The 19,405-nt window shown below is 43.0% G+C and carries 17 protein-coding genes; 12 read left to right on the top strand and 5 right to left on the bottom strand.

All coding sequences use genetic code 11. The features are described from left to right. Positions 1 to 33: 33 nt before the first annotated feature. The gene (locus QEP08_RS00155; RefSeq protein WP_285054359.1) at positions 34 to 555 is read left to right on the top strand and encodes an NADPH-dependent FMN reductase; all 522 of its coding nucleotides are present in this window, start codon (positions 34 to 36) and stop codon (positions 553 to 555) included. On the opposite strand, the gene QEP08_RS00150 is transcribed toward QEP08_RS00155, so the two are convergent. Further along, a complete protein-coding gene (locus tag QEP08_RS00150; RefSeq protein ID WP_285054358.1) occupies positions 542 to 1,000 on the bottom strand; it encodes a substrate-binding domain-containing protein in 459 nt (152 codons plus the stop codon). The genes QEP08_RS00155 and QEP08_RS00150 overlap by 14 nt on opposite strands. A gap of 39 nt (positions 1,001 to 1,039) precedes the next feature. On the opposite strand from QEP08_RS00150, the gene QEP08_RS00145 reads away from it, so the two are divergent. Further along, positions 1,040 to 2,677, top strand: coding sequence for an ABC transporter substrate-binding protein (locus QEP08_RS00145; RefSeq protein ID WP_349019015.1), 1,638 nt, complete (start codon positions 1,040 to 1,042; stop codon positions 2,675 to 2,677). On the opposite strand, the gene QEP08_RS00140 is transcribed toward QEP08_RS00145, so the two are convergent. Further along, positions 2,678 to 5,095 (bottom strand): TonB-dependent receptor, encoded by a 2,418-nt coding sequence (locus QEP08_RS00140; RefSeq protein ID WP_285054357.1) that lies wholly within the window; start codon positions 5,093 to 5,095, stop codon positions 2,678 to 2,680. A gap of 222 nt (positions 5,096 to 5,317) precedes the next feature. Here QEP08_RS00140 and QEP08_RS00135 point away from each other — a divergent pair, with 222 nt between their 5' ends. From QEP08_RS00135 to QEP08_RS00120, 4 genes are all read left to right on the top strand, one after another. Further along, the gene (locus QEP08_RS00135) at positions 5,318 to 6,160 is read left to right on the top strand and encodes an SDR family oxidoreductase (RefSeq protein ID WP_285054355.1); all 843 of its coding nucleotides are present in this window, start codon (positions 5,318 to 5,320) and stop codon (positions 6,158 to 6,160) included. Between the two features lie 16 nt (positions 6,161 to 6,176). Continuing rightward, the gene (locus QEP08_RS00130; RefSeq protein ID WP_285054353.1) at positions 6,177 to 7,082 is read left to right on the top strand and encodes a helix-turn-helix domain-containing protein; all 906 of its coding nucleotides are present in this window, start codon (positions 6,177 to 6,179) and stop codon (positions 7,080 to 7,082) included. 223 nt (positions 7,083 to 7,305) lie between these two features. Further along, the gene (locus QEP08_RS00125) at positions 7,306 to 7,758 is read left to right on the top strand and encodes a DUF1801 domain-containing protein (RefSeq protein ID WP_285054352.1); all 453 of its coding nucleotides are present in this window, start codon (positions 7,306 to 7,308) and stop codon (positions 7,756 to 7,758) included. A 57-nt stretch (positions 7,759 to 7,815) separates the two neighbouring features. After that, positions 7,816 to 9,678, top strand: coding sequence for a hypothetical protein (locus QEP08_RS00120; protein WP_285054350.1), 1,863 nt, complete (start codon positions 7,816 to 7,818; stop codon positions 9,676 to 9,678). A gap of 455 nt (positions 9,679 to 10,133) precedes the next feature. Here QEP08_RS00120 and leuS read toward each other — a convergent pair whose 3' ends face one another. Genes leuS through QEP08_RS00105 form a run of 3 tightly spaced genes read right to left on the bottom strand, consistent with a single transcriptional unit; the run spans position 10,134 to position 14,652 of the window. Then, the gene (gene leuS / locus QEP08_RS00115) at positions 10,134 to 12,932 is read right to left on the bottom strand and encodes a leucine--tRNA ligase (RefSeq protein ID WP_285054348.1); all 2,799 of its coding nucleotides are present in this window, start codon (positions 12,930 to 12,932) and stop codon (positions 10,134 to 10,136) included. Between the two features lie 49 nt (positions 12,933 to 12,981). Next, the gene (locus tag QEP08_RS00110; protein WP_285054347.1) at positions 12,982 to 14,229 is read right to left on the bottom strand and encodes a chloride channel protein; all 1,248 of its coding nucleotides are present in this window, start codon (positions 14,227 to 14,229) and stop codon (positions 12,982 to 12,984) included. Between the two features lie 33 nt (positions 14,230 to 14,262). Then, positions 14,263 to 14,652, bottom strand: a complete 390-nt coding sequence (locus QEP08_RS00105; protein WP_285054346.1) for a hypothetical protein — start codon at positions 14,650 to 14,652, stop codon at positions 14,263 to 14,265. Positions 14,653 to 14,843: 191 nt separating this feature from the next. Between QEP08_RS00105 and QEP08_RS00100 the strand changes: the two genes are divergently transcribed. The 6 genes from QEP08_RS00100 (at position 14,844) to QEP08_RS00075 (ending at position 19,344) form a co-directional block, all read left to right on the top strand. Next, positions 14,844 to 15,722 carry a cell division protein FtsX gene (locus tag QEP08_RS00100; protein WP_285054345.1) on the top strand — a complete coding sequence of 293 codons (879 nt, stop codon included), beginning with the start codon at positions 14,844 to 14,846 and terminating at the stop codon, positions 15,720 to 15,722. Between the two features lie 4 nt (positions 15,723 to 15,726). Continuing rightward, positions 15,727 to 15,951, top strand: a complete 225-nt coding sequence (locus QEP08_RS00095; protein WP_285054343.1) for a DUF3098 domain-containing protein — start codon at positions 15,727 to 15,729, stop codon at positions 15,949 to 15,951. A 4-nt stretch (positions 15,952 to 15,955) separates the two neighbouring features. After that, a complete protein-coding gene (locus tag QEP08_RS00090; RefSeq protein ID WP_285054341.1) occupies positions 15,956 to 16,750 on the top strand; it encodes an undecaprenyl-diphosphate phosphatase in 795 nt (264 codons plus the stop codon). 77 nt (positions 16,751 to 16,827) lie between these two features. After that, complete coding sequence (gene truB / locus QEP08_RS00085; RefSeq protein WP_285054340.1) at positions 16,828 to 17,529, top strand: tRNA pseudouridine(55) synthase TruB; 702 nt, start codon at positions 16,828 to 16,830, stop codon at positions 17,527 to 17,529. Positions 17,530 to 17,576: 47 nt separating this feature from the next. Continuing rightward, positions 17,577 to 18,395, top strand: coding sequence for a YitT family protein (locus tag QEP08_RS00080; RefSeq protein ID WP_285054339.1), 819 nt, complete (start codon positions 17,577 to 17,579; stop codon positions 18,393 to 18,395). Positions 18,396 to 18,408: 13 nt separating this feature from the next. After that, positions 18,409 to 19,344: a bifunctional riboflavin kinase/FAD synthetase gene (locus tag QEP08_RS00075; RefSeq protein ID WP_285054337.1), complete on the top strand. Its 936-nt coding sequence runs from the start codon at positions 18,409 to 18,411 to the stop codon at positions 19,342 to 19,344. The last annotated feature ends 61 nt before the right edge of the window (positions 19,345 to 19,405 follow it).

Below are 19,405 nucleotides of genomic sequence, written 5' to 3'. Positions count from 1 at the left end.
AAGTGTTTTACACATCTTATTAACAATTTATACATGGTTACGATCATATCAGGCACAAACAGACCTTCAAGTAATACGCTAAAAGTTGCTAAATATTATCAGCGAACATTGAAGCTAAAAGGCCTGGAAACCCATCTTTTTAACCTGGAGGATCTGCCCCCGACACTCATTTCTTCTGACCTCTACGGAAAACGCAGCCCTGAGTTTGAAGCCATCCAGGAAATGATCATGAAAACAACCAAATTCCTGTTTATCATACCCGAATACAATGGCAGTTTTCCGGGTGTTCTCAAAACTTTTATAGATGCATGCAATTTTCCGGACAGTTTTTACGACAAAAAAGCTGCCTTGGTAGGCGTATCATCGGGGAAATATGGCAACATCAGGGGAATCGATCATTTTGGTGGTGTCTGCAGCTACCTTCACCTCAATGTCCTGCCCCTGAGGCTGCACATTGCCACCATCAGAATGGAATTGGATGAACAGGGCAATCTTTTTAAAGAGGACACATTGAAGTTCACTGACCAGCAGATGGATAAATTTATTGCGTTTTAAAACTGATCCAGGTTTTTCCTTCATTCCCGAATACAAAATAACCCGGATGCAGCAGCTCTGCAAGGTCTTCCAGCACATCAACAGCCTGCGCAGCACCAATTGAACCAATTGACCGGTCATCGAGCAGGTAAACCCTGTCGTATTCTACCGAAGGCCATTCTTTTTGCAGAAGAGCGGGCACGGCCCCCATTAGCTGCAGCATTCCCACCCCGTCTTCATAATAGATAATTACACGGGCATTGAGCGCATCATCCTGAAGCTCCCCTCCTGCAGCATCGATCAGCCACCCCAACTCGGTACTGAGTGCATTTTTTGTATCCAGAACGGCAACCGTTACACGGTCCATAAACTTGATCTTATGCCGTACGATTTCGACCCGTTCCTGCAAGTATTCACGGGAGACCTCATCCTCAACTTTATTTATCACCGCATTTAAAAAAGACATACCGATTTATTTATTATTTTGTGCAAAATTAGTATTCCTATGCTGATGCACCGTATCATCACCCATCTTTTTTCAGCCTTACTATTGACCTGCATCATTTCTTGCGGACATTCTTCTTCAGACGACGGCAAGAAGGTATTCAATATGAATCTTGATCAAAACCTGACCTCCCTCGATCCCGCATTTGCAAGGAATCAAAACGCCACATGGATGATCAACCAGATATTTAACGGATTGGTACAGATCGACAGCGCTTTGAATACACTGCCCTGCATTGCCAAAACATGGCAGGTATCGGCCGATAAACTGACTTACACTTTCAACCTGCGCAGTGATGTTTACTTTCACGACGACCCCTTATTTCCGAAAGGAAGAGGGAGAAAGGTAGTTGCATCCGATTTTGTATATAGCTTTTACCGGCTGATAGATCCAAAGGTCGCTTCTTCCGGCGGATGGATATTCAGTGATAAGGTAAAAGACATCAACAGCTTCGTAGCCATTGATGACTCGACATTTCAGATCAGACTGACCAGGCCTTTTCCGGCATTTTTAAATCTCCTGACCACACAATATTGCTCTGTTGTACCCAAAGAGATCGTAGAGCACTATGGAAAAGATTTTCGAAGCCATCCGATAGGAACTGGTCCCTTCAAATTTAAATACTGGAAAGAAGATGAAATTCTAGTCCTGCTCAAGAACGAGCACTACTGGGAAAAACAGGGAAATGAACAGCTTCCCTTTCTTGATGCCGTCAATGTAACATTCATAAGTGATAAGCAAAGTGCATTTATGAATTTTATTAAAAAAGAGCTTGATTTTTTCGAGAAAGTTGATGGCAGTTACCGGGACGATATCCTGACCAAGAGCGGGAAGATGACTGCTAAGTACAAGAGGAAATTTGTATTGCGGAAGGGACTTTACCTGTGCACCGAATACATCGGCGTAATGGTCGACACCAATATTGCCATCACCAAGCATTCTCCCCTGCGGTTTAAAAAAGTACGCCAGGCCATTAACTATGCTATAGACAAGGTAAAACTGATCAAATACCTCCGCAATGGCATAGGCATACCGGCAACTTCAGGTTTTATTCCGCAAGGGATGCCTGGATTTGACAGCGCCGCCGTAAAAGGATATCACTACAATCCCAAAAAAGCCGCCCGGCTGCTGGCAGAAGCCGGCTTTCCAAATGGAAGGGGAATGCCCCAGGTTATGCTGAGCACCAGCACCACATATAAGGATCTGATCGAATTCGTACAGGGCGAGCTGGGGGAAATCGGCATCAAGACCAAGGTTGACGTAAGCCCGAGTGCCAGTCTTCGCGACCTGATGTCTAAAAACGAGGTAAATTTTTTCCGTGGTTCCTGGATAGCCGATTATCCGGACGGCGAAATCTACCTGGCAATGTTCTACTCGAAAAACAAAGTTCCAAACGGGCCAAATTATACGGCCTATTACAATGATGAATTTGACAGGTTGCTCGAAAAGAGCTATTACGAAGCTGACGATCAGAAAAGGTATAAGCTCTACCACAAGATGGACAGTATGATCATGGACAATGCCAATGTAGTCCCGCTCTTTTACGACCAGTCGGTGGTGATGACCCAAAACAACATCAGCGGGTATGCCATAAACCCGCTGAATTGGATGATCCTGAAAACCGTGAAAAAAAAGTAATTACTTACTTCCATTGCCCATGCCTCCGCCCATGCCGCCCTGCTGGCCCTCTTCCTTCTTCAGATCGTCATTCTTAATGCTTTTCTTTTGTGTAAACTTGAGTTTACCGAAATTGTAACTGAAGTTTAGCCCAAACGAACGCAAAGGATAATGAATGTCAGTACGTTGTGTAGAAATATCAGTATTATTTACGGTTTTAATGTTGAGGTCTCTGCTTAGCGGATTTAGTACATTAATACCAATTGTTGCTTTTTTGTTCATGATTTCTTTTTTGATGGCACCGCCATAGAAGTACATCATGTCAGTTTTTCCCTGGAAAGTCCGTCTCGGTGAGTTGATCACACCCCAAAGCTCCATATTCCATCCGCCTGTGAATGCGTACGCAGAACGCATAAACGCATTGTAATTTAAAAACGTACCCGTGCTTACATCATTGCTGATATTGTTCACTTCGTAAGTATTCAAACCAAAATTTGCCATCAATGTCCATTTCGGTTTCGGGTTGTAAGATCCGAAAACATTGAAACCGTAAGACTTGCTTGTACCGATATTGTCATAGGTAGTCAGGTTCCTGTTGCCTTCAATAGGTGCAATTTTACTTTCAATTACATCCTGTGTATTGCGGTAAAAAACCGAGGCGTTGATCACTGACCCCTTAATAAAGGTGGAATAACCCAGTTCAATATTGTCTGTCAGCTCAGGAGAAAGTTTAGGGTTACCTTCCATAGGATTGAACACATCACTCTCATTTCGGAACGGATTTAGGTAAAACAGGCTTGGACGCTGAACCCTCCGGTTGTAACTCACTTTTACGGTACTCATTCCCTTTAATGTTTGAGACAAGATCAAACTTGGGAACACATTGAAGTAATCGTTGTCAAAGGGAACAGCATTCCCTGCCAGACCATTGATTTTGGTATACTCTGCCCTAAGTCCCGCCTTAGCAGTAATCTTTTTGGTCAGTTTAAAACCAAGCACCCCATAAGCACTGGCGACATTCTGATCATAATCAAAATCCTGTGCGCTATTGTCATAGTCGCTGTTGATCTTTCTGAAAATCCCTTTAGCACCTGTCTCCAGAGTCGTCGATTTACTAAACGGATAGACATAGTCACTTTGCAAAGTGTATTCGTTGTTTTTTCCGGTGTTAGAACCGATCACCTCCACGTCAGGTATTCCAGCAGCGATGAAGCGGTTGGAAAAATCACTGCCATTGCGCCCGGTCGAAAGCTGTGCCGATACACTAAACTCCTCGCCTTCTCTTTTACTGGTCTTCCGGTAATCCATGGTCCAGTCCAGGTTTTTGAAACTCATATCCATATCCCTGATGTTTCTTGAAAAATCCTGGTTCACGAAAACATCAGAGCTTCCCGGGCCACCGTTAGAAAAACTGTTCAGTTTTACATTGGTGGTGAAGTTATTGTAGCCATTAAGGTCATAATCCAGACCAGCACTGCCATTATAACCAACCCTCGACCATTTGGAAAATCCATTCTGGGTTACCGTACTGGTCACTCCATTTAATGTAGAGCTGTTAAAATTAACCACACTTGAATTCTGCGGATAAGCATGGTTTACTCCCAAACTGGTAGTTACAGCCAAACGGCCGGTTTTCACGTTGAGGTTGAAGGCGCCGTTGTTTGATCTCGTTCCGGCCGAAGCATTTACGCTTCCGCTGGTACCTTCAGCAGAACTTTTTTTAGTGATGATGTTGACGATACCACCGGATCCCTCCGCGTCGTACTTGGCCGAGGGGCTTGTGATCACTTCCACACTTTTAATCTGCTCTGCAGGAATCATCTTCAGCGCATCAGCCACACTGTTGGCCATCGTGCCTGACGGTTTCCCGTTGATCAGCACACGCACAGAACTTCCGCGTAGTTGCAAATTTCCGTTCATATCAACCGAAAGCATCGGTACTTTACGCATCACATCAGTGGCATCTCCACCTGCATTGGTAATATCGGCTTCTGCATTGTACACCAGTTTGTCAACTTTGTTTTCTATCAATGCTTGCTGGCCAACAATGGCCACCTCTTTCAGGCTGCTCTCTGTCGGGCTGATATAAATTGTCCCGGCATTCAGATCGGGTTTCTCAGGACTGGTTTTTACCAGGATGGTTTTGGTCTTATAGCCCATAAAACCAATTGACATTTTATACTGATCAGGCAGTACATTCTGGAGGGAAACTTTCCCCCTTTCATCAGTTACACCACCGTTCACAGATTTATTATCAGTCACCTTAGTCAGTGAGATACTGGCATAATCAATAGGCTTTTTAGTTAAAGAATCCAGCACAACCGCGGTGATCTTTCCGGTAACCCTGGGCTTGGCAGGCCCTCCTCCCATCATTGAAAATTGTGCATTCGCACTCAGCATCATCACTACTCCAGCTATTAAAAGTATAATTCGTTTCATAAAATTTAAGTTTCTTCAATTAGTCGGCGCAAGGTCGGGATTGTTACATTCAGTATCCATACAATTTAGACAATTGACAATTCCCTAACGGTAAAAGGGATTATTTCATCGGCGAATGATTTTTCATTGATCCGATTGTTTGATTTCTACAAGTATTGGCTTGAATGGCGCAAACGGCACCTACAACTCCCAGGTAACTTTGGGGTATCAAAAAACAAGTATATGAAAAAGAAAATATGGTTCATTACCGGAGCCTCCAAAGGACTGGGACTTATCCTGATAAAAACTTTATTAAAAAAAGGCTATGCAGTAGCGGCAACTTCAAGAAGTGTTAGTGAGCTTCAAAAAGCAATCGGCGAAAAGAACGACAATTTCCTGCCACTGGAGGTAGATCTTACTGACGAAAGCAGTGTTGAAGAAGCAATAAATCAGACCGCTGCATATTTCGGCAATATAGATGTAATCGTCAACAACGCCGGTTACGGATTGACAGGTGCACTTGAAGAACTCACCGACGCAGAAGCGAGACAAAACTTTGAAATCAATGTATTTGGTTCCTTAAATGTAATCCGCACTGCCATGCCGCTGTTGCGCAAACAAAAATCAGGACATATCTTTAATATTGCGTCCATTGGTGGATTTTCAGGTGCTTTTCCTGGTTTTGGGATTTATTGCGCGACAAAATTTGCAGTACACGGTTTTTCAGAATCCCTTGCAGCGGAAGTTAAGCCCTTTGGTATTCATGTCACTATCGTATCTCCCGGCTATTTCCGCACCAGCTTCCTTGAGGCGTCTTCCCTTGGTGTGCCTCAAAACCCGATACAAGAATATCAGAATGTAAGAGAAATTCAGGACACACACCAAAACAGCATCAATGGAATCCAGCAGGGAGATCCGGAAAAAGCAGCCAGAGAGATGATCGCAGTAGCCGGACAGGAACAGCCACCACTCCATCTTTTCCTTGGCCAGGATGCTTATGACCTCGCCGAAGCAAAGATAGCCCTCATTAAAGCCGATTTGGAAAAAATGCACGCTACAGCCACAGCTACTGCATTTGATGTATAAATCTTATATTTGAAATATGATTAACCGTACTGAAAGTTTAGCGGAATTTTACCAGCATAAGCTCAACTGGTTGCCTGAAGGCTGGAGTGACGGGTCACATTTTAATGTCTTCAAGCTTGAGGATTGTGCAGATATCGGAGGTAACGTTCCGGTAAAATACAGCCGCAGGGATTTTTATAAGATCAGTATGATCCGCGGTAAAAGCATCTATCATTATGCAGACAAAAGCATCGAAACATCAGGGACAGCTCTGATGTTTTTCAATCCACAGGTCCCCTATACCTGGCAGCCCGCATCTGCGGAGGCAACCGGTTATTTTTGCATTTTCAAAGAAGCATTCTTTACCGAAAACCTAAGGAGCAACATTAAAGATCTGCCTATGTTTATGCCCTCGGGGAAACCGTCGTATAGCCTGGATACGGAGCAGGAAGGCCTGATTGTTCAGATCTTTGAGAAGGTCATAACCGAGATCAATTCCGATTATCGTTTTAAATTTGACCTGATCCGCAACCATGTGACCGAACTGATTCATGTGGCACTAAAGATGCAGCCCACCGAACGTATCTACCAGCATACTGATGCCAATACCCGGATTACCGCAGTTTTCAACGAACTGCTTGAAAGACAATTTCCCATAGAAACACCATCTCAGCAATTCAGCATGCGATCACCAAAAGACTATGCGGAAAAGCTTGCTGTGCATGTGAATCACCTGAACCGGGCAATTAAAGAAACCACCGGAAAAACCACATCCCAGCACATCTCAGAACGGCTTACCACCGAAGCTAAGGCACTGCTGAAGCACACCAGCTGGAATATATCAGAGATCAGTTATTGCCTGGGTTTTGAAGAACCGGCACACTTCAACCATTTTTTTAAAAAACATACAGCAATTACACCTACGGCTTTCCGCGAGGTTTAAAGATGAAGCCCCACTTGTGTTCCAGCTTGTTTTGATCAAACAGCAGTGTCCTAGTATATTTTCAGTCAATTACCGACCTTGCGTTGAAGCAAGGTCGCTTCCATAGCATGGCTGATTGTATTTTCGCATGTGGCAGAACGCGTCCCGTTTGAGCAAACGATACAGTTAGATTTCCAGAAACAATTCCTATTGCCGAGATTTGCATTCTACCAAACCAATTCCGATGAAAATCAGAAACCTTGTAGATCTGTTTACTATCCTTCCTGAAGACGAAAAAATAATTGTAGACGTGTTGCGACAGATAATTATTGAGTCTCTTCCCGAATACTGCAAAGAGAAAATATCATACAATGTTCCATTTTTTTACGGCAACAAAGGCATATGTATTATTTGGCCCTCAACTGTTCCGAGAGGAGGGATCAAAAAAGGAGTTCTTCTAGGTTTTTGGTATGGCCACAAATTAAATGACAACGATTGCTTTCTATCCCATGGAACCAACAAGCAAATTTTTTATAGAATCTACCAGACTGCGGAGGAGATTGATGAAGATCCAATAAAAAAGCTTTTAAAAGAAGCGATCAGATTAGACAGCACCTTCAAAAAGTATCCTAAGCCATCTATCCAAAAACGATCAGGCCCATATTCCGAAAACGACAATAATTCCCCCGATACTTGAAATGTAATAACTACTTCAAAATTTCTACCATATCTTTGATCTTCCAACTACATAAAAATGAACCAATTGACCATCTCTTTGTTGCCGTTCCAGTTAAACGCATCCACCCGGGTAAGCAAACAAACATCCAATCAAAAAGCAGTCACGGTACTTACCTGCGACGATGCATTTGAGCCACAGCTGGATATCACAATCCCAAAGGTAAATGCAGCAAATTCAAAGGGCATATTTTTTCTGGATGAGAAAAGTGAATACACAATTCTTATCATGAGATATACGCTCCTGATGTTCTTCTTTTTAACCTGTGCATTTGTGACACAGGCACAGAACCAAGCCCCACTTGAAAATAATGTAGTGATCACATCCCAGGAACAGAAAACCCACGTATATACCGGTGATAATGAGGAGTTGCATGTCAACGTATCGCCAAAGGATGTTCTTAAGTTTAAAGCCGCCGGAACGGTTCGCTACAGTGACTTTGGTGCCAAAGGCGATGGAAAGACTGATGATATAGATCTTATCGTCGCAACCCATGCATTTGCCAACATGCACGGACTTTCGGTTAAAGCAGACAATGGACTTAGCTATTATATTGGAGGGAAGAATCGCACGGCGGCCATCCGGACAGACACCGACTTCGGTACGGCGACCTTCATCATTGATGATACCGAAGTGAAAAATCGCAGTGCGTCTGTTTTTACGGTGAGTTCGGACCTGAAACCGTTTAAACTGGAAACGGTATCTTCATTGAAGAGGAACCAGAAAAAAATCGACGTTTCTTTACCCGGCCAGTGTTTAATTACGGTCACGGATTCCAATATAAAACAATACATCCGGTTTGGGCCAAACCAAAACAACGGCTCTTCGAAGACCGACATCTTTGTCGCGGACAAAAACGGCAACGTGGATATAAACGCGCCAATCATCTGGGACTTTGGGCAAATCACGAGTATCACCGCTCTGCCCATTGATGAGCGCCTGCTGAAGATCACCGGAGGCCGTTTCATCACAATTGCCAATAAAGATGAATCAAAGTACACCTATTATAACCGGAACATCGCAATCAGGCGGTCCCATGTGCTTGTAGACGGACTGCAGCACCACATCAGTGACGAAGGAGACCACGGTGCGCCATACGGAGGCTTTATCAACATCGGTGAATGTGCCTACGTAACGGTAAAAAACACCATCCTTACAGGACACCGGACCTATAGCACTATTGGTGCGGCGGGTAAGCCCGTCAAAATGGGCACCTACGACCTTTCTGTCAATCGTGCGCTTAATGTATCTTTCGTAAATTGCAGCCAGACCAATGACATCAATGACAACAGGTATTGGGGCATTCTGGGTTCAAACTTTTGCAAAAATCTTCTTTATGACAGTTGTACCCTCTCCCGGTTTGATGCCCACCAGGGGGTAGCCAATGCCACCATCCGCAACTCAACCCTCGGACACATGGGAATCAATGCTATTGGCAGCGGACGCTTAACAATTGAAAATTCCACCGGCCGTGGACGGAGCTTTGTCAACCTGCGTCCCGACTACGGGAGTACGTGGCAGGGAGAGCTTGTAATCCGCAACTGTGTCTTTGTGCCGGCAAACGGCAAACCGGTCAATGCTTCTGTGATCAGCGGATCTTATTCAGGTCAGCATAATTTCGGTTATACGTGTTATATGCCGGAACGAATCACCATTGAAAATCTACGGATTGAGGATTCCATGCATCCGGATAATTACCAGGGGCCTGCTATTTTCAGCAATTTCAATCCGGAAATGACCGACAATACCTACAAGGAAAAGTTCCCGTATGTCAAAACCAAAGAGGTCATTCTAAAAAACATCACAACGACCAGCAAAAAAGCGCTAAGGATCAGCGATAATCTGTTCATGTTCAAGGACATAAAGGTTAAGACTAATTAATGGCATTTCTCCCAATCCACTTTTAAGTGTTCCCTGTCATAGAGGTATCTCCTGCTTTAACTTAGAAATCCTAGCCTATAGAATCACAACCCTTTCTCAATTTCTTTACAACCTTTTCTAGGGGGGTGCCTGGAGAGATGTACGTCCGGTTGTCTCCAAAATGCCATAAGCCTTTTCCGGGCAGAAGTTTCATCTTCGCCTATTTTTTGCCTTAAGTATACTTCCGTTTATCTAAAAAGGTTTCTTTCGAAGTGACCCCGGACGGGTTGTTCCAATTTGGTGGAGAAAAGTTAAAGTGGACTATTGAATCAGAAATTTGATCACTGATAGTTTGATGTGCAGTAAATATAAAGGGAAGTCGATATAAATCTTCCTCCCCTCATATAATCATCCCTATTGATGACGCTAATATATGTACGTTCTATGATATCTCCAAATTTAATTTGAGATTTTTATTAAATAACAATATTTACGATCCTGCCCTTTACCACAATCACCTTTTTAGGTGTCTTGCCTTCCAGATATTTTTGTACATCTTCATTGGCCAGGACAGCTGTTTCGATATCAGTGGTATCTAAAGAAAGGCTCAGGCTTAAATTTAAACGGGTCTTGCCATTGATAGAAACGGGGTAGCTAAATTCATCTTCTACCATATAAACCGGGTTGAATTTAGGATATTCGGCATATGACAGGCTTCCCGGTTCATGGTCTAATGCCTCCCAAAGTTCTTCACAAATATGGGGTGCATAAGGAGAAAGCACTACAACAAGATCTTCCAGTACCTGTCTATTCTTACATTTTAGATCTGTTAACTCGTTTACGGCAATCATAAAACTTGAAACAGAGGTATTAAATGAGAACCGTTCTATGTCATCCTGTACTTTTTTAATGATTTTGTGCAGGGCTTTCAGTTCAGCTTTTGATGGCACTGAATCCTCTACATTAAATATCCATTGTTCATTGTGAAACAAACGCCAGAATTTGCGAAGGAATTTAAAAACCCCTTCTATCCCATTTGTATTCCAGGGTTTGCTTTGCTCCAGCGGGCCAAGGAACATTTCGTACATCCTTAAAGTGTCTGCGCCATAATTCTCGATCAGCACATCGGGATTTACCACATTAAACTTCGATTTGGACATCTTCTCTACTTCGACACCGCAGATGTATTTTCCGTTTTCAAGAATAAACTCTGCATCGGCAAATTCCGGACGGAAAAGCTTGAATTTGTCTATGTTCAGTATTTCGTTTTCAACAATATTGACATCAACATGCAGGGCTGATGTTTTATATTCTTTTCTCAGCCCATAGGAAACCAAAGTATTGGTGCCTCTTCCTTCTTCATCTACAATACGGTATACAAAGTTACTTCGCCCTTGTATCATTCCCTGGTTGATCAGTTTTTTGAAAGGCTCTTCTTCCTGTACATAACCAAGATCTTTTAAAAATTTGTTCCAAAAACGGCTGTACAACAAATGTCCGGTAGCATGTTCGGCACCACCGATATACAGGTCCACGTCTTTCCAATATTGTATAGCTTCTTTAGAGGCAAAATCAGACCTGTTTTGTGCATCCATATAACGGTACCAGTACCAGCTTGATCCAGCCCAGCCCGGCATGGTACTCAGTTCGTATTCATACTGATCGTCATAAGTCCAGTCCTCAGCCCTGCCCAAAGGTGGCTCTCCGGTTGCTGTTGGCAAATATTTGTCAATTTCAGGTAGAATTAACGGCAGTTCTTCTTCTTTGATCAGGTATGGCAACCCGTCTTTAAAGTAAACCGGAATTGGTTCGCCCCAGTAACGTTGTCTGCCGAAAATGGCATCGCGCATACGGTAATTAATTTTTGCCTTACCTGCTCCTTTTTCTTCCAGCCAGGTATTTAACGTTTGGACGGCCGCCGAATAATCCATTCCGTTGATAAATCCGGAATTGATATACCTGCCTTCTTTTGTAGGGTCTGCCTGATGTGCGATGTCTTTCTGCGCATCAAGGATTTGAACTATTGGTAAATTGAAATGGGTAGCAAACAGCCAGTCCCGCTGGTCTCCGCTCGGGACACCCATTACCGCCCCTGTTCCATATCCGGCCAATACATAATCGGCTATCCAAAGCTGGATCCGTTCGCCGCTTACTGGATTGATCACATAGCTGCCGGTAAACGCCCCCGAAACGCTTTTAACATCAGCCATCCGGTCCAGTTCAGATTTCTTTTTGGTCTGTGCAATATAATTGTTGACATCTACTAATTGCTCCGGGATAGTTAATTTAGAAACGAGTTCGTGTTCCGGAGCCAGTACCAGGTAAGAAACCCCAAATATGGTATCTACACGTGTGGTAAAAACCTCTATGTAATCTGCAATATCTTCAGGGGCGTTTTCTATCGCAAACCTTACACTTGCACCTACACTTTTACCTATCCAGTTGCGTTGCATCTCCTTAACCGGCTCCGGCCAGTCAACGGTATTTAAGCCTTGCAGCAATCGCTCGGCATAAGCAGAGATCCGCATGCTCCACTGCATCATTTTCTTCTGCTCTACCGGATGGCCGCCGCGTTCTGAATATCCGTCCTTTACTTCATCATTAGCCAGCACTGTCCCAAGGGCCGGGCACCAGTTTACGGTACTTTCCCTCAGATAAGTAAGGCGGTATTTCAAAAGCTCTTCCTGCTTTTCCTTATCAGTCATTGCAGCCCAGTCACTGGGCAAAAATGATGCGGTATCCTCATCGCAAACAGCCCTGACATCAGCACTGCCTGAGGCATTGAATTTTTCTATTAATGTAGTGAGATCTTCAGCCCTGTCTGTTTCGAGGTTGTACCAGGAGTTGAATAGCTGCATAAAGATCCATTGTGTCCATTTGTAATATTCCGGATCACTGGTACGCACTTCTCTGCTCCAGTCAAACGAAAAACCGATCTTATCCAGCTGTCCCCGGTAAGTATTGATATTGGTTTCGGTAGTTAAGGCCGGGTGCTGACCGGTTTGAATCGCGTACTGTTCTGCAGGCAATCCGAAAGAATCGTAGCCCATTGGATGTAGTACATTAAATCCTTTTAATCTCTTGTATCTTGAAAATATGTCTGAAGCAATGTAACCAAGGGGATGACCTACATGCAATCCCGCCCCTGATGGATAAGGGAACATATCGAGGACGTAAAATTTAGGCTTTGAGGTATCTTGATCTGCTTTGAAGGTCCTGTTCTGAGCCCAGTGTTTTTGCCACTTTTGCTCTATTTCTTTAAATTGGTAATCCATTACTACTATTTCCTTAATATAAAGCGCGAAAATAATGAATTAAAGGGTGTTATAGAAACGGTTTATGAAATTTACCGAAGAGAAAGTGTTTGGGCTCCTTGTTTTCGGGTGTGTTATAGATGCTGTAACGGTCAGAAAGCAGGTAGGATATTACGCAGGCAATGGTAACATAAATACCACACGACATTCCAAAAAGCTCAATTGCCATAATACAGCATGCCACTGGAGTCTTGGCGGCCCCCGCAAAAACTGCCACAAAACCCATACCTGCAAGCAATCCAACGGGCAGCGGCAAAAATAACGACAGTGTGCTGCCCAGCGTAGTGCCTATAAAAAATAAAGGAGTAACCTCCCCTCCTTTAAAACCGGCACCGAGCGTGATCGCCGTAAGGAGTATCTTAAGCGCAAAGTCTTGCGGAGCAGCGGGCAGATCAAAAGATTCGACTATGCCGGCAATCCCCAGACCGTTATACTTATAAGTACCCAGCAATAAAACGAGCAGAACAAAGATTATTCCACCGGCAAAAGGCCTCAGCGGGGCATATGGAATTTTTTTGAAGAGAATGGCAAAGAACCCGGTAAGCTTCACAAATGCGATGGCAGCAATGGCAAAGGCCGTACCGGCAAGTGCACAATAGAATAACCTGGTTGGCGTAAAGGACGGAATCAGATCTATCTTGTAATGGGTATGTCCGGCTCCCCAGAGTTCTGTCACACGGGCAGCAAGAAATGCGGTTGCAACAGCAGGGATGATGGCTTTATACGGCACCCGGCCCAACAACAATACCTCCAAGCCAAAAATAGCTCCGGCAAGTGGTGTACCAAATACTGAGGCAAAACCTGCACTTAAGCCGGCAATGAGCAGGATGGTACGGTCAGCTGTATTTAGCTTGAAAGGGCCGTGCAGCTGATCAGCAGCGGCAGCGGACATCTGTAAAGCAGTACCCTCACGGCCTGCGGAACCACCAAACAAATGGGTAACTACTGTACCAAAAAGCACCAGTGGGGCCATCTTAAAAGGAATAACATCCTTTGGATTGTGAATGGTATCAAATACCAGATTATTCCCGCGTTCGGTCCCTTTGCCCAAATAGTGGTACAACAAGCCAACCCCCAGTCCTGCAAATGGCAGCAGGTAAAGCATTTGATGATGATGCTCCCGGAATTGAGTAGCCCGGCTGAGCAAATTCAGAAAAATAGCAGACAAGGTACCTGCAGCGGCGCTCACGGTAATAATCAGCGCCAGCCACTTAGCAAGTACGGGCAGGATTGTTCCTGACTTTTGTTTTACAGACATATGGATATGCTGTAAATATAAAACAATTCAGCTTTATCTTTTAAGGTACACTTTTTCAGATGTGCTTCCTTGTGTTGAGGTAAACTCCAGTTTATTGCCATCAAGTGCGGTCACTTTGCAGGTATAAAGTTTGCCGCCTACGGTCATGTTGATCTCGCGTGAGGTTGTAGCCACGTAAGTTCCTGATTGCAGGTTTCCATTTCTTCTGACTTCAACGATATCGTCTTCGCCTTCTTTGAAATCATAATAATCGCCAGGGAGAACAGGCAAAACAACTTCCTGTCCGGAAGCGGCATCTACTTTTGAAATCTGCCACTGTCCGATTATGTCTGTCTTGAATTTATCAAGGGATTCTTTTTTACATCCGGCTATTCCGGTAAGGACAAATAGAAATGCGGCAGCTAGAGATAATTGTTTCTTCATTGTGGTTTGTTTTTTTCTTCGGTTGACATCAAAAATGATGCCTTTCCATGCTTTCATTAGGATATATTATCAACTTTAACGGAAAACATCTCATTTTGGTACAGGAATGGCATCATTCTTAAACTAATAGGAATAGATTTACGTTATTAAATTTTATATTTTTATTTTCGCAGAAACATAAAGACAAGTACATGGAAGAATTTGAAGTGAGCGATGCTTCTAAGAAGACAAAAACCATTTATATTTCTACTATCTTTAGCATTGCACTGGTATTGCTCATGCTGGGCATGCTGGGCTTGATCCTGGTACACGCAAAAAACCTTTCAAACTACGTAAAGGAAAATATAGTACTAAATATTATAGTGGATGAAGGCGCCAAGGAAACTGATGTGCTGCAGTTTCAAAAAGACCTGAACGCTAACCCGGCCATAAAAACGACTCAATATGTAAATAAGGAAATGGCTGCCAGAAACCTGACCAACGATCTGGGTGAAGACTTCGTCAATTTCCTTGGCTACAACCCGCTGCTTTCGACAATTGATGTGTATTTAAAAGCAGATTATGCCAATAATAAAAGTATAGAGGTTTTAAAAGCAAGTATTGCTAAAAATCCGGTGGTAAAAGAGGTGATCTACCAAAGCTCACTGATTGACATGGTGAATAAAAATATTAACACAATCGGCCTGATCATCCTTGGATTTGCAGCTATTTTACTGGTCATTTCGGTAGCTTTGATCAACAACACCATCAGGCTCGCTATTTACTCGCAGCGTTTTTTAATTAAAAGCATGCAGTTGGTCGGCGCTACCAAAAACTTTATTCGCAAACCATTCATACTGCTGGCAGCACTGCATGGCCTGATCGCAGCCTTTATTGCAATATTGATCCTTCTTGGCATCTTATACTATGCGCAGCGCGAAATTCCTGAAATTGTGATTCTAAGAAATTATACCGAATTTGGAATTGTTTTGCTGGGACTGGTTGGCGTCGGCATTTTTATTACGGCCATCAGTACATCATTTGCGGTGAGCAGATACTTACGTTTAAAAATTTATGACCTTTACAGATAAGATAATGATAGAAAAAAAATCAACTCCTGCCGGTCAGGATACTAAAACAGAATTGGTATTCAATAAAAAAAACTATCAGTTGCTGCTGATCAGCATTGCCATTGTTGTATTGGGCTTCATCCTCATGATCGGCACTGCAGACATCTACGATTTCAGAAAGACTTTGCTTGCCCCAATGGTCGTATTGGCAGGCTTCGCATTTGGGGTCTACGCCATCTTAAAGAAATAGTTTAATGGATTTTTTTCAGGCGTTTATCCTCGCGTTGATAGAGGGGCTAACGGAATTTTTACCGGTTTCTTCTACCGGCCACATGATTATTGGTTCGGCATTTATGGGCATTGCCACAGATCCTTTTGTGAAGCTTTTCACCATTGTGATCCAGCTGGGAGCTATTCTATCTGTATTGGTCCTGTATTTTAAGCGGTTCTTTAAAAGTATCAATTTTTATTTCAAACTGTTCATTGCTTTTATACCGGCCGCTCTTTTTGGCTTTTTGCTGAGTGACCGCATAGACAAGATGCTGGAAAGCCCGCTGACGGTAGCGGTATCCCTGGTTATAGGCGGGGTTATCCTGCTGTTTGTCGACAAATGGTTTAGCGGCGCATCAATCTCTGAAGAGGAAGAAATAAACTACGGAACAGCCCTTAAGATAGGTCTTTCCCAATGTCTTGCGATGGTTCCGGGTGTATCCAGATCAGGCGCAACCATCGTGGGCGGTATGTCGCAAAACCTGAGCCGGAAACTGGCAGCTGAGTTCTCTTTTTTTCTGGCTGTACCTACGATGTTTGCGGCGACAGCTAAGAAGCTCCTTGATTTTTATCAGGAGGGACATGTGATCAGTTCCGATCAGTTACAGATACTTGCTTTTGGAAATATTGTTGCCTTTATTGTAGCCATGCTTGCCATCAAAAGTTTCATCGGATACCTTAATAAAAACGGTTTCAAAATATTTGGCTGGTACAGGATTGTAGTCGGGTTAATCCTGATCGCTTTAATCCTGAGCGGGCAGTCACTGCAAATTATTTAATTCGTAGCTTTGCAGCAAATTTAACACTTCAATTGAGCGCAGACAGCATAAAGGGGCAGATTGAAACATATATCAATATGCAGAAAATAGAAGACAGAACGTTTAATTTTGCCGCTGGCGAATTGCTGCTCATCAACAAGCCTTATAAATGGACAAGTTTTGATGTGGTGGGCAAAATCAGGAATTCACTGAAGCCGCTTAAGCTAAAAGTTGGCCATGCCGGCACTCTGGACCCGCTGGCAACAGGATTGTTAATCATATGCACCGGTAAGCTTACCAAGCAAATAGATACTTTTCAGGCACAGGAAAAAGAGTACACGGGAACTATGGTACTTGGAGCAACTACCCCTTCTTTTGATATGGAAACTATGATCGATCAGGAATTCCCGTTAGCCGGAATTACAGAAGAAGCCATATATCAGGCCATCGTTCCTTTCAAAGGTGATATTCAACAGTATCCGCCGGCCCATTCTGCGGTAAAAATAAATGGGGAACGGTTATACGTAAAAGCAAGACTTGGAGAAGAAACAGAGTTACGCCTGCGCAATGTAACAGTATCTGCATTTGAAATTACCCGGATAGCTCTACCTGAAATTGATTTCAGGATCGTATGCAGTAAAGGTACCTATATCCGTTCAATCATCTCAGATTTTGGGAAACAGTTGAATAACGGAGCCTATCTTTCTAAATTGACACGTACCAGAAGTGGTGATTTTTTATTAGAGAACGCATTTGAGGTAAACGATCTGGTTAGTTATCTTAGAAACAAAAAGGAGTAACTATGCGGGGGCAGGCAAAATCAAGAAAATTAAACTTTGTTAAGAATATGTTTCTGGTTGCATGTGGCATTACATCCGCGTGTTTTGGCTTGAAGAGTTTTTTGTTGCCCAATAATTTTATTGATGGTGGGGTAACCGGAATATCCTTGCTGATCACCCGGTTAACCGGCTTAAAACTGTCTTATCTGATCATCGCGATCAATATCCCGTTTATAGTTTTAGGATACCGGCAAATAGGAAAAGGCTTTGCCATTAAAACAGGTGTCGCTATCACCCTTTTGGCAGGAATGCTTTTGATCGCTCCTTTTGAGCCTGTAACCAGTGATAAATTGCTGATTGCTGTTTTTGGGGGATTGTTTTTAGGTGCAGGTATTGGTCTTGCAATGCGGGGCGGATGTGTTATTGACGGGACGGAGGTTTTGGCCCTGTACATCAGTCGGAACAGCATTCTCACTGTTGGAAATATTATACTGATCCTGAATATTCTTATTTTTGGTGTTGTTGCCTACTATCTTAACCTGGTCACGGCCATGTATTCTATCCTTACGTATTTATCTGCATCGAAGACCGTTGATTATATTGTGAACGGGATAGAGCAATACACAGGCGTTACTGTAATTTCTGAAAAGAATGAACACATTAAAAAATACATCATCAACCAGATGAAACGGGGAGTGACCATTTATAAAGGTGAAGGTGGTTATGGCGCAAAGAAGGACATTAATATTCTTTATACAGTAGTTACCAAGCTTGAAATGAGCAAACTGCAAGCTGCGATTAGACAGCTGGATCCTGATGCTTTTGTGATACAGCAGCAAATAGCCGATATAAAAGGCGGTGTAGTAAAACGCCAGTCGTTACATTAATTAAATATTAGTCTTGAAAATTTACAATCATTTTTCTGAATTCAAAAAGCTAAACAACGCGGTTGTTACCATCGGAACATTTGACGGTGTGCATTATGGGCATCAAAAGATTATTAAACGATTGTGTGAACTGGCAAAAACAACCGGTGGGGAAAGTGTGATCCTGACGTTTTTCCCTCATCCCAGACTGATCATTGATCCGGAAAATCAGGACTTAAAAATGATCAATACCATTAGTGAAAAAGCCAGGATCCTGGCAGATCTTGGCGTGGATCATCTGATTATTACCCCTTTTACCCGTGACTTTTCAAACCTGAGCCCCGCTGAATACATTAGGGATATATTAGTTGATACCATTGGGGTCAAACACCTTATAGTAGGTTATGACCATCGTTTTGGAAAGGACAGAAAAGGTGGGATGAAGGAACTGGAAGAATTCTCAAAACTTTTTGATTTTAAGATCGAAGAGATTCCTGAACAGGACATCAATGATGTGGCAGTAAGTTCTACCAAGATTCGCAGAGCATTGCTAAATGGAGAAGTAGCCTTGGCGGCAAGTTACCTTGGCTATCATTTTTCATTGTCAGGACAGGTGGTAAAAGGGGATAAAATCGGAAGGACTATCGGTTATCCCACTGCAAATATTTTTGTGGAGGAAACCTATAAACTCATTCCTTCTGATGGCATCTATGTGGTAACTGTTGAAATGGGCAATGAGGTATTCAAAGGAATGGCTTACATCGGTCAACGCCCCACTATAAATGGAATGACCAGGAACATTGAAGTGAATATATTTGATTTCAGTAAAGAAATTTATGGCCAGGATGTAAAGATGAACTTTCTGGAATTTCTAAGACATGATGTTAAATTTACAGGACTGGAGGCACTGAAGGAGCAACTTCATAAAGATAAGACTGCAACGCTGGATTACTTCAATAAATTGTCATAACGGCAAATTCAGGTCCTTTTCGGGATAAAAAAGGCATTTTTTTCGTATTTTACGACAAAAT

It is taken from the genome of Pedobacter ginsengisoli (assembly GCF_030244015.1).
Taxonomy (GTDB): domain Bacteria; phylum Bacteroidota; class Bacteroidia; order Sphingobacteriales; family Sphingobacteriaceae; genus Pedobacter; species Pedobacter ginsengisoli.
Note: the sequence above shows the minus strand (reverse complement) of the source record. Positions and strands in the feature narration are given on the sequence as shown.